This is a genomic window from Streptomyces sp. NPDC001796 (assembly GCF_042892355.1).
In the GTDB taxonomy this organism is placed as follows: Bacteria; Actinomycetota; Actinomycetes; order Streptomycetales; family Streptomycetaceae; genus Streptomyces.
On the sequence record NZ_JBIAUC010000004.1, the window covers coordinates 256859 to 267726 of the forward strand.

The following is a 10868-nucleotide window of genomic DNA, read 5'->3' on the forward strand; positions in this document are numbered from 1 at the left end:
CTGCGTGGTTGTCCTGGTGCCGACGGCGGTCGGCTACTGCATCACGGCCATGGCGAGCGCGCGACGGGCGCGCAGCGAGGCGCGCTCGGCCCGGCGCTGCATCCGGCGGGCCACCGCCAGACGCACCGCCTGGCGTTCCCGCTCGGCCTCGTGCAGCCGCTCGCGCATATGCGCACGAGCCAGGGCTTCTGGGATGAGTTGCATCTCTCGGGTCCTGTTCTGACGCGAGGCGTTCGCGCCGGTGGTGGTGACGTCTGGGATCGCGGAGCCCATGGGCTCACTCGTGGACGGCTTCATCGGGGCCTGCTTCTTGGGGTCGTGCGTGAGGGGACGGTCGATCGTTCCTGCGGTGTTCATGCTGTGACCGGGTTCTTGCGCGGGCGGCCACGCGGCCGCTTCCGGGCGACGACGACACCCTGGACGAAGAGCTCGCCACCCCAGACGCCCCAGGGCTCACGCCGCTCCTTGGCGCCGGCGAGGCATGCCTCGATCAGCGGGCAGGTGCGGCAGAGGGACTTGGCGTACTCGACGTCGGCCGGCGACTCGGCGAAGAAGACCTCCGGGTCGTACGAGCGGCACGGGACAGGTACGCCGAGGTTCTCGATGGCGTCGTCGAGCGCGGTCAGCGCGGTGAGCGGGGTCAAGGTGGAGTCCTCCGTGAGGCCGGGCGGGGGGATCGTTTCGGAAGGCGGTACGGACGGGGCGTGCGCTTCGAGTTGCACGGTTCGTCTTCCTCGTCTGGTCGTTCCGGTCCGATCGGACCGGGTGTCGGCTGGTACCGGGTTCTTTTCTTGTCCCGAGGCCCCTTCGCTCTGCCGTCCCCGTTCGGGGAAAACAGAAGGGCCGCGGATCCCGGATGGGGTTCCGCGGCCCTGAAGGCGCCGGCCTGATCGTCGATCAGGCTGGATCACTCCAGGGTTCTGGCCCACGGAAGGCCCACATCAGGTGGTGCTGCGTCGTCTGCTTCCGGAATCCGGCACCGGCCGCTGCAAAGGCATAGGCCTCTGCCTGTGCCACTACTGCTTCCAGTGCCTTGGTCGGTCGCTCATTGCGCTCGCGGATGGGAAGACCCGCGAGAGACAGGGAGGACGCCGGACGCACGGCACGAATGCCGGACAGACCGGTGCCCAGGTCGGAGGCGCCGAGCATGCACGTGGAGACGACCGAGTGATCGGTCAGTTTGGCGGTGCTGGTGGAGCTGGTGTTGATGCTGATCACTTCAATCGCCTCCTCTCGGCGTCTCGGGGGACTGAGGTGAGCCAGTCCGACGGATATGCAAGTACAACACGGAATCAGGGCCTCCGAGAAGGCCGCTGTCCCCGTGGCTAAGAACCTATGGGGATCGCTGGGGCATGCGCAAACTATTTTTTCGACGAGTTGGTATCAGTCACCGTTGTCCTGTTCCTCGACGTCGCGACCCGCGCAGATGGCCAGAACATCGGCTCCGTAGCGGCCCAGTTTGCGCGCTCCGACCCCTGGGATGCGGGCCAGTTCACGTTCATCGGCGGGCGCCGCCTCGGCGATCGCGATCAGCGTCCGGTCGGTGAAGACGCAGAACGCGGGCTGCCCACTGCGCTGCGCCTGCACCGCCCGCCACTCACGCAGCCGTTCGTACAGGCCCTCGTCCATGTCGGAGGGGCAGTCGTCGCAACGCATCAGTTTCATCTCCCCCGCGTCCGACAGCGTGCGCCCGCAGACCCGGCAGCGGGCCGGAGTTCTGCTGGTACGGCGTGGGGTGAGGGCCGTGGCGGCCGTGCTGAAGGCCCTGACGCCTCGTTCGATGCCTCCGGTGCCCCCGATGGAGGTACGGCCGGTGGTGCCGGAGGAACCCGGACGCAGTCCGTCGAGGAAGCGGCTCGGCCGTCGGACCGGGCGGCCACCCGGTGAGCGGGACAGGGACCAGGAAACGTGGAGGCGTTCCCTCGCCCGGGTGACGCCGACGTAGAGGAGGCGGCGCTCCTCCTCGATCTGCTCGTCGGTCCTCGCGTAGGTGATGGGCATCATGCCCTCGGCGACCCCGACCAGGAAGACGGCGTCCCATTCCAGACCCTTGGCGGAGTGCAGGGAGGCGAGGGTGACGCCCTGCACGGTCGGGGCGTGCTGGGCGTTCGCCCGCTCGTCTAGTTCCGCCACCAGGTCGCCGAGTGTGGCGTCGGGTTTGGCCGCGGCGAAGTCCTGGGCCAGATTCACGAGCGCGGCCAGCGACTCCCACCGCTCTCTGACGGCTCCGGAGCCCGCGGGCGGCACGGATGTCCACCCTTCGCCCGCAAGGACGGCACGCACCTGGGAGGGCAGGTCGACGGCGTCGTCGAGGAGGGAGTCGTTCGCGCCGAAACGGGCCGCGCCACGCAGGGCGACGCCCGCCTTCCTCACCTCGGGGCGGTCGAAGAACCGTTCGGCGCCACGGAGCTGATAGGGCACCCCGACGTCCGCGAGGGCCTGTTCGTAGATCTCGGACTGGGAGTTGGTGCGGAACAGGACGGCGATCTCGGAAGCGGGCACACCCTCGGCGAGCAGGTCGCGGATGCGGCGGGCGGCGCCCTCCGCCTCGGCGGGCTCGTCGGCGTACTCGGTGTAGACGGGCTCGGGACCGGGGTCGCGCTGCGAGACCAGTTCGAGGCGGTGCTCGGCGGCACGGCCCCGGGCCTGGGCGAGCAGACTGTTGGCGAGGTGGACGACCTGCGGGGTGGAGCGGTAGTCCCGAACCAGCTTGACGACCGTGGCTCCCGGGTGCCGGATACGGAAGTCGAGCAGGTGGTCGGGCGTGGCGCCGGTGAAGGAGTAGATCGTCTGGCTGGCGTCGCCGACCACGCACAGGTTGTCGCGGTCGCCGAGCCACAACTCCAGCAGACGCTGCTGCAGGGGGCTGACGTCCTGGTACTCGTCGACGACGAAGTGCTGGTACTGGGCACGGACCTCCTCCGCGATGTCGTGCCGGTCCTGGAGGATGCCGACGGTGAGGAGGAGGACGTCCTCGAAGTCGATGACGCCGCGCTCGCGCTTGAGGTCTTCGTAGGCGGCGTAGAGCTGGGCGATCTCGGCGGGGTCGCGGGGCGCTTCGCGGCCGGTCTTGGCGGCCGCGGCGGCGTAGTCGGCGGGGACGGTCTGAGTGACCTTGGACCATTCGATTTCCGCCGTGACGTCCCGTAGCTCGTTGCGGTCGAGGCGGATGCGGCAGGCGGCGGCCGCGTCCGCGACGAGCTGGATCTTGCGGTCGACGATCTTCGGGAGGCTGCCGCCGATCGCTTTCGGCCAGAAGTACTGGAGCTGGCGCAGGGCGGCGGAGTGGAAGGTGCGGGCCTGGACGCCGGCGGCGCCGAGTTGCCGGAGGCGCCCGCGCATCTCGCCCGCGGCACGGTTGGTGAAGGTGACAGCGAGCACGCTGGAGGGCTGGAGGATGCCGGCCCGGACGCCGTAGGCGATGCGGTGGGTGATGGCCCGCGTCTTGCCGGTGCCGGCACCGGCCAGCACACACACCGGGCCGTGCAGGGCGGTCGCCACCTCGCGCTGCTCGGGGTCGAGCCCCTCGAGCACGGCGTCCGCCCCGCTCGGCGGATCCGAGTGCGGGGAACTGCCGGGGGCCCGGGAGAAGAGTGTGGAATGCCTTGCTGCTGTCACCCCGCCATGCTGCCAGGTCGGCGGAGGCGGGTGCGGAAGTTGTCCACAGGGGGACGGTTGTGGTCGTACTGATACGACTACTAGAGCCGTCACGCCCATACGGCAGCCGTTGCGCCGACGGGGCGGGGAATGGCGGAACCTTCACGAACGTTGCTTCCTCAGCGACCACGCACCCTAGCCGTAAAGGAGCGCAACCGACATGTCGGGCACTGTGACGATGTACAGCACCTCGTGGTGCGGCTACTGCCGTCGGCTGAAGAGCCAGCTGGACCGTGAGGGCATCGCGTACGACGAGATCAACATCGAGCAGGACCCGGAGTCGGCCGCGTTCGTGGAGAAGGCGAATGGCGGAAACCAGACGGTTCCGACCGTCCTGTTCGCGGACGGGACGACGCTGACGAACCCGTCGCTGGCACAGGTCAAGCAGAAGATCGGCGTGTAACGGCCGCAGGGCCCGGCCCTGCGCGGAAGGCGGTTCCCGAGATGCCTCTGGGGCCGCCTTCTTGCGGTTTGTCCCAGATCAGCGTGTAACGCCACAGAAGCCGGCGCCGGAACCGGCAGCCGGGCAGCAGTCGCCGGGCAGCCTTCCGGACCTGGCCCCAGTGCATGGTCGAGTCCTCCATCGGCATGCCGGTCGGACCGCGCTTGCCTCCTCGCAGCAGCGCGTGCAGCCGGCTCGCCGGCACGCCGCAGCCGCTGATCAGCCAGTCGAGGAACGTCCGGTTGTACGCCAGCCCGACGATCACCAGTCGGCCGCCGGGCGCCGTGAGCCGGGCCAGACGCTCCACCGCTTCCTGGAAGGCCGCGTGGTGGACGACGGCGACCGCGCTGACGAGGTCGTACCCGCCTTCCGCCAGCGAGGCGTCATCGAGGTAGTCCGCTTCGAGGAAGGTCACGTTCGGGGGCACATCCCGGCGCGCCAGCCGGATCATGTCCGGCGAGCGGTCCACGCCCGTGACGGATCCCGCCCTCGACGCGAGCTTCCGGGCGAGCAGGCCGTCGCCGCAGCCGACGTCCAGAACCGCGCCGCAGTCGTCGGGGACTGCGGCGAGGACCGTGGGGTGGTAGTGGACGTTGTGGTTCCAGTACGGGTCGTCCGTGCGCGCCGGCACCAGGTCAGACGCTACGGGTCGGCAGGGGCTTGCCGTACCAGAGCTCGATCAGACGGGCCGCGATGGAGATGCCGTACGGCGGCAGGACCTCTCCGGTCTCGAACGCGGAGCGCAGCTCCTCCCGGGAGAACCAGCGGGCCTCGTGGATCTCGTCCCCGTCGACGTCGATGTCGGTCGTGGTGGCGTGCGCGAGGAAGCCGAGCATCAGGCTGGACGGGAAGGGCCAGGGCTGACTGGCGACGTACTGGACCTCTCCGATCGTGACGCCGACCTCTTCGAACACCTCGCGCCGCACCGACTGCTCGATGGACTCCCCCGGTTCGACGAAGCCGGCGAGGGTCGAGAAGCGGCCCTCGGGCCAGTGCACCTGGCGGCCGAGCAGGATGCGGTCGTCGTCGTCCGTGACCGCCATGATCACAGCCGGGTCGGTGCGCGGGTAGTGCTCGGCGCCACAGGCGGGGCAGCGGCGAATGTGACCGGCGGCCGCGATGACCGTGCGCTCACCGCAGCGTGAGCAGAAGCGGTGCAGGCGCTGCCAGTTCTCCAGGGCGACCGCGTGCACCATCAGGCCCGCGTCGCGCGGCGACAGCAGCAGTCCGGCCTCGCGCAGGCCGGCCGGGCGCGCCGACTGGTCCATACGGCCGGGAAGTGCGTCCTTCTGGAGGGCGAAGTAGCTGACGCCGTCCGCGTCGGTGCCCAGGAAGTAGCGGTGGGCCTCGGTGAGCGGTGCCTCGAAGGAGGGTGTCATGACGAGTTCGGTCCGGCCGTCGGGCGCCTCGTCGATGAGGACCTGGCCGCCGGAGACCACGAAGCAACGAGTCGAGGGGTGGCTCCATGCCGCGGCGAGCCATGCCTCGTCGAGCCGGTGGTGGGCGGCCCGGTCGATGCCGCTCGGCGCGGTGAGCGAGATGGGCCGGTCGGCGGTGTGGTCGGTCCAGGTGGTCACGAGTGCTTCCAACTCCCCCGGTGCAACGGTGGTTTCGGCGGGCGGTTCAGCGAGGCGTAGGTCGGGCGGGGACCGGGTCGGGCGGGCCTGAGGCGGGCGGGGCGGCCCTTCCAGTGTGCCGCGCCGGGCGGTCCGCCCGGGTGACCCTGTGCCCCGCGCCTTCGTCAGTCGACATCGCGCCGGTTCTCCCCCAGGTCGTCCCACAGGTATGCGGCTGTTTCGACGCCTTTGAGGAGCAGATCGAGTTCGACCTTCTCGTTCGGGGCGTGCCAGCCGTCGGAAGGGATGGAGATGCCGAGGAACAGGACGGGTGCGCCGAGGACCTCCTGGAGGTCGGCGGCGGGTCCGGATCCGCCCTCGCGGGTGAAGCGGACGGGCTGCTGGAAGGCGCGGCCCATGGCGCGTACGACGGACTGCAGGGCGGGGTGGTCCAGGGGCGTCAGGCAGGGGCGGGTGGCCGCGCCGAACGTGATCTCGTGCCGGATCCCGGCGGGCAGCGCGTCCGCCACCCAGGCGCGCACCACCTTCTCGATGTGGTCGGGGTCCTGGCCCGCGACCAGCCGGAAGGAGAGCTTGAGCATGGCGGAGGACGGGATGATCGTCTTGCTGCCCGGGCCCTGATAGCCGCCGCCGATGCCGTTGACCTCGGCGGTGGGGCGGGCCCAGATGCGTTCCAGCGTGGTGTGTCCCGCCTCGCCGTACGTGGCGCTCGACCGGGCGGTCCGCAGCCACTGCTCCTCGTCGAAGGGCAGTTCGGCGAAGAGCTCGCGTTCGCGGTCGGTGAGGTCGACGACGCCGTCGTAGAAGCCCGGTATCGCCACGCGCGCGTGCTCGTCGTGCAGGGCGGCGGCCAGGCGGGCGGCCGCGGTGGCCGGGTTGGGGACGGCACCGCCGAAGGACCCGGAGTGGATGTCCTGCTCGGGTCCGTACAGGGTGATCTCGCATTCGGCGAGGCCGCGCATGCCGGTGCAGACGGTGGGGGTGTCCGCGGACCACATGCCGGTGTCCGAGACGATCACCGCGTCGGCGGCGAGCCGGTCGGCGCGCTGTTCGACGAGGGTGCGGAAGTTCGGGGAGCCGGATTCCTCCTCGCCCTCGATCAGCAGCTTCAGGTGGACGGCCGGGGCGGTGCGTCCGGTGGCGGCGAGATGGGCACGGACGCCGAGTGTGTGGAAGAACACCTGGCCCTTGTCGTCGGCGGCCCCGCGCGCGTACAGACGGCCGTCGCGGATCACCGGTTCGAAGGGGTCGCTGTCCCAGCCGTCCTCGCGGGCGGCGGGCTGGACGTCGTGGTGGCCGTAGACGAGGACTGTGGGTGCCTGCGGGTCGTCGCAGGGCCACTCGGCGAAGACTGCCGGAGCTCCGGCAGTCGGCCACACCTCGGCGGTGGGGAAGCCGGTCTCCTTCAGCTTGGCGGCGAGCCAGTCGGCACTGCGCCGCACGTCCGCCGCACGCTCGGGCTGGGCGGACACCGACGGGATGCGCAGCCACTCCGCGAGGTCGTCGAGGAAGGCGGCGCGGTGGGTGTCGATGTACGTGCGGACGGCACTGTCCGGGGTCTCGCTCATGGTCACGAGCCTATCGGCCCGCGCCGACATCCTGGTCCGCCGGTTCCCCACCGGAGGGACCGGCCAGCAACAGCCGCTCGAGAGCGGACCGGTCCGGGAGTCCCTCGGGGCGTACGACCTCGCCGCTGCGAACGTACAGGAACGCGGCCCTGACGGCGTCCAGGGGCACGCCCTGCTGCTCGGCCCAGGCGAGCCGGTACAGGGCGAGCTGGAGCGGGTCGGCGGTGCGGGCGCGGCTGGTCTTCCAGTCGACGATCTCGTACTGCGTGCCGTCCTCGCCGTCCACGCGGTAGACGGCGTCGATGCGGCCCCGCACCACGCGGCCGGCGATGCTCAGCTGGAAAGGTGCCTCGACTCGGTACGGGGTGCGGTGGGCGTACGGAGTGCGTTCGAAGGCGTCCTTGAGTGCCTCCAGGTCGCGCTCGTCGGCGATCTCCGCGTCGCTGCCGGGCAGCTCGTCGGGATCCAGCATGGGCAGCCGCAACTCCTCGAAGCGCGCCTCCACCCAGGCGTGGAACCGGGTGCCTCGGCGCGCCGCCGGTTGCGGGGGGCGCGGCATGGGGCGTGCGAGTTCCTGTGCGAGCCCGTCCGGGTCGGCGGCCAGGCGCAGAACCTGGGATGCGGTCAGCGACGGCGGCAGCGGCACGTCCGTGACGGCCGCGCGGGCGCGCAGCAGCTCTCCGGTGAGGGCGTCCAGATCGCGGTCCCAGGAGGCGACGGTGCGGGCCTCCTCCGGGGTGAGCGCGGGGCCGTCCTCGGACGGGTGCCGCCGGGCGTGCGGGACGGTGGGGGTGCTGTCGCCCGCGGGTACGCGCGCGTGGGGAGCGGCGGAAGCGGACGTGGGACGGTGGGTCGTCCAGGAGTCCCAGTCGGAGGCGTCCTCTTCGGGGTGGTCGTCCCAGGCGGCCTCCTCCTCGGCGGGCGGCAACGCGCCGTGGGCGGCTTCCTCCCCGTCGAGGTCTTCGTCGTCCGGCGGTGGCGGCCATTCGGGGTCGTCGTACACGGAGGGGTCGTGGTCGGCGGCCGGGTGGGCGCCTTCGTGTGAGGCGACCTGCTCCAGGTGGGCGAGTACGGTCGCGGCGGCGGCGCGGCGGCGGGCCAAAGCCGCCTCGTCGAGCGGGAGCGGCCAGGCGTGGTCGGTGGCGGCCTCGTGGAGCGCCGGGTTCTCCTCGTCCTCGGCGGGCGGGTCGGCCCATACCTCGATCTCGCCGTGTCCGGCCTCGCAGTGCTCGTAGAGGGCCTGGAGGAAGTCCGAGGGACCTCGGGGGCGCTTCTGGGCGGGACCCCACCAGTGGCCGGAGCCGAGCAGCAGGGAGCGGGGACGGGTGAAGGTGACGTAGCCGAGGCGCAGCTCCTCGGTGTGCTGGTGCTCCTTCATGGCCTCGTGGAAGGCCTTCAGGCCGCGGGAGTCCCAGGTCTCGACGTCGGGCAGGGTGTCGGCGTCGCCGCGCAGCGCGTGCGGCAGCACCTTGCCCTGGGCGGTCCACTTCTCGCGGCCCTGGGCGCTCGGGAAGGTGCCCTTGACCAGCCCGGGGACGGCGACGACGTCCCACTCCAGGCCCTTGGACTTGTGCGCGGTGAGCACCTTGACGGTGTTCTCGCCACCGGGGAGGGCGTTGTCCAGGCCCTTCTCGTACTGGGCGGCGGTGCGCAGGAAACCCAGGAACGCGAGAAGACTGGCGTCCGGTTCGTTGGCGGCGAAGGACGCGGCGACGTCCAGGAAGTTCGAGAGGGTCTCGCGGCGGCGGGCGGCCAGCGCGTGCGGGGATGCGGACAGCTCGACCTCCAGGCCGGTGACGGCCAGCACGCGGTGCAGGACGTCCATCAACGGGTCGGCGAGGGAGCGGCGCAGGTCGCGCAGCTCGGCGGCCAGCCGCGCGAACCGTACGCGCGCGTCGTGCGAGAACGGCAGCCCGTCGTCCTCCCGCTCGGCCTCCATGGGCAGCTCGAGGAAGGTGTCGAGGGCATCCGCGAGCGAGATCACCTCGGACGGGTCGACGCCCTCGACGGCGGCGGCGAGCCTGCGGTCCGGGTCCTCGTCGCCGTCCACCCGCGCGTGCGACACGAGAAGCCGGGCGCGCCGGCCCAGGAGCGCGAGGTCGCGGGGGCCGATGCGCCAGCGCGGCCCGGTGAGGAGGCGGACCAGGGAGGCGTTGGCGCCGGGGTCCTGCAGGACCTCGCAGACGGCGACGAGGTCGGCGACCTCGGGCAGGTGCAGCAGTCCGGACAGGCCCACGACCTCGACCGGGATGTCGCGTGCGACGAGGGCGCCCTGAATCTCCGCGAAGTCGGTGGCGGTGCGGCACAGGACGGCGATCTCGCCGGGAGCGGTGCCGGTGCGCACCAGGTGGGCGAGGGAGTCGGCGATCCAGTCGATCTCCTCGGAGTGGGTGCGCAGCAGGGCACAGCGCACCAGGCCGTCACGCTCGGCGCCCGGGGCGGGGCGCAGGGCCTCCACACCCGCGTGCATCGCGCGCAGGGGCGCCGCGAGGCCGTTTGCGAGGTCGAGGAGGCGGCCGCCGCTGCGGCGGTTCTCGCTGAGGGCCTGGCGGGTCGCGGGGCGGCCGTCGGCCTGGGGGAAGTGCTCGGGGAAGTCGTCGAGGTTGGCGACGGAGGCCCCACGCCAGCCGTAGATGGCCTGGCAGGGGTCGCCGACGGCGGTCACGGGGTGGCCGCTGCCGCCGCCGAACAGCCCGGCGAGCAGCACGCGCTGGGCCACGGATGTGTCCTGGTACTCGTCGAGCAGGACCACGCGGAACTCGTCCCGCAGGATGCGGCCCACCTCGGGGAGGCCCGCGAGCTGGGCGGAGAGGGCGATCTGGTCGCCGAAGTCGAGCAGGTCCCGCTCACGCTTGGCCGCCCGGTAGCGGATCACCAGCTCGGCGAGTTCCCGGCGGGCGGCGGCCGTCTCGGGAACCTTGCGCAGGTCGGCGTTGGTGAGCCGGACGCCTTCCAGGGTGTGCAGCAGCTCGGCGTCGTGGGCGCGCAGGTCCTCCGGAGACACGAGGTGCTCGGCCAGTTCGGCGTCGAGCGTGAGGAGGTCGCCGACGAGGTCCGGGAAGGACCGGGTCAGCGCCGGATAGGGACCCGGCGCCTCACGCAGCACGCGTGCGGCGAGCTGGTAGCGGGTGGCGTCGGCGAGCAGGCGTGCGGTGGGTTCCAGCCCGATGCGCAGGCCGTGGTCGGTGAGGAGCCGGCCCGCGAAGGCGTGGTACGTGGAGATCACCGGCTCGCCCGGCGGGTTGTCCGGGTCGATCACGTCCGGGTCTGTGACGCCCGCCTTGATCAGGGCCTTGCGGACACGCTCGGCGAGCTCACCGGCCGCCTTGTTGGTGAAGGTCAGGCCGAGGACCTGCTCCGGGGCCACCTGACCGGTGCCGACGAGCCACACCACGCGTGCCGCCATCACCGTGGTCTTTCCCGACCCGGCTCCGGCCACGATCACCTGCGGGGCGGGCGGCGCGGTGATGCAGGCCGTCTGCTCCGGGGTGAAGGGGATGCCGAGGAGCTCCTTGAGCTGCTCGGGGTCGGTGATACGGGCGGGCACGACGGAGAGGCTATCGGTGGCCACTGACAGTGGGTGCCCGACTGCCTGCCGCGCCCGCCGATGCGCTGGTCGGCACG

The 10868-nt window shown here is 71.7% G+C and carries 9 protein-coding genes; 1 reads left to right on the top strand and 8 read right to left on the bottom strand.

From position 1 onward, the window contains the following. Positions 1 to 33: 33 nt before the first annotated feature. From ACFYZE_RS10790 to ACFYZE_RS10805, 4 genes are all read right to left on the bottom strand, one after another. Positions 34 to 357, bottom strand: coding sequence for a hypothetical protein (locus tag ACFYZE_RS10790; protein WP_388990966.1), 324 nt, complete (start codon positions 355 to 357; stop codon positions 34 to 36). Continuing rightward, a complete protein-coding gene (locus ACFYZE_RS10795; RefSeq protein WP_019072119.1) occupies positions 354 to 722 on the bottom strand; it encodes a WhiB family transcriptional regulator in 369 nt (122 codons plus the stop codon). The genes ACFYZE_RS10790 and ACFYZE_RS10795 overlap by 4 nt, the downstream gene beginning before the upstream one ends. Positions 723 to 897: 175 nt before the next feature. After that, positions 898 to 1218, bottom strand: coding sequence for a hypothetical protein (locus tag ACFYZE_RS10800; RefSeq protein WP_388990968.1), 321 nt, complete (start codon positions 1216 to 1218; stop codon positions 898 to 900). Positions 1219 to 1383: 165 nt separating this feature from the next. Beyond that, positions 1384 to 3717 (bottom strand): ATP-dependent DNA helicase UvrD2, encoded by a 2334-nt coding sequence (locus ACFYZE_RS10805; protein ID WP_388990970.1) that lies wholly within the window; start codon positions 3715 to 3717, stop codon positions 1384 to 1386. A 100-nt stretch (positions 3718 to 3817) separates the two neighbouring features. On the opposite strand from ACFYZE_RS10805, the gene ACFYZE_RS10810 reads away from it, so the two are divergent. Beyond that, a complete protein-coding gene (locus ACFYZE_RS10810) occupies positions 3818 to 4060 on the top strand; it encodes a mycoredoxin (RefSeq protein ID WP_388990972.1) in 243 nt (80 codons plus the stop codon). Here ACFYZE_RS10810 and ACFYZE_RS10815 read toward each other — a convergent pair. The 4 genes from ACFYZE_RS10815 to ACFYZE_RS10830 form a co-directional block, all read right to left on the bottom strand. After that, a complete protein-coding gene (locus ACFYZE_RS10815) occupies positions 4038 to 4730 on the bottom strand; it encodes a class I SAM-dependent methyltransferase (protein ID WP_388990974.1) in 693 nt (230 codons plus the stop codon). The genes ACFYZE_RS10810 and ACFYZE_RS10815 overlap by 23 nt on opposite strands. 4 nt (positions 4731 to 4734) lie before the next feature. After that, positions 4735 to 5676 (bottom strand): NAD(+) diphosphatase, encoded by a 942-nt coding sequence (nudC, locus tag ACFYZE_RS10820; protein WP_388990976.1) that lies wholly within the window; start codon positions 5674 to 5676, stop codon positions 4735 to 4737. A 164-nt stretch (positions 5677 to 5840) separates the two neighbouring features. Continuing rightward, complete coding sequence (locus ACFYZE_RS10825) at positions 5841 to 7244, bottom strand: dipeptidase (RefSeq protein ID WP_388990978.1); 1404 nt, start codon at positions 7242 to 7244, stop codon at positions 5841 to 5843. Between the two features lie 10 nt (positions 7245 to 7254). After that, the gene (locus ACFYZE_RS10830) at positions 7255 to 10791 is read right to left on the bottom strand and encodes a UvrD-helicase domain-containing protein (RefSeq protein ID WP_388990980.1); all 3537 of its coding nucleotides are present in this window, start codon (positions 10789 to 10791) and stop codon (positions 7255 to 7257) included. Positions 10792 to 10868: the final 77 nt, after the last annotated feature.

Bases quoted from the DNA above. Each gene is read 5' to 3' on its own strand.
- ACFYZE_RS10805 (WP_388990970.1), bottom strand. From the start codon at position 3,717: ATGGGCGTGACGGCTCTAGTAGTCGTATCAGTACGACCACAACCGTCC.
- ACFYZE_RS10790 (WP_388990966.1), bottom strand. From the start codon at position 357: ATGAACACCGCAGGAACGATCGACCGTCCCCTCACGCACGACCCCAAG.
- ACFYZE_RS10810 (WP_388990972.1), top strand. From the start codon at position 3,818: ATGTCGGGCACTGTGACGATGTACAGCACCTCGTGGTGCGGCTACTGC.
- ACFYZE_RS10825 (WP_388990978.1), bottom strand. From the start codon at position 7,244: ATGAGCGAGACCCCGGACAGTGCCGTCCGCACGTACATCGACACCCAC.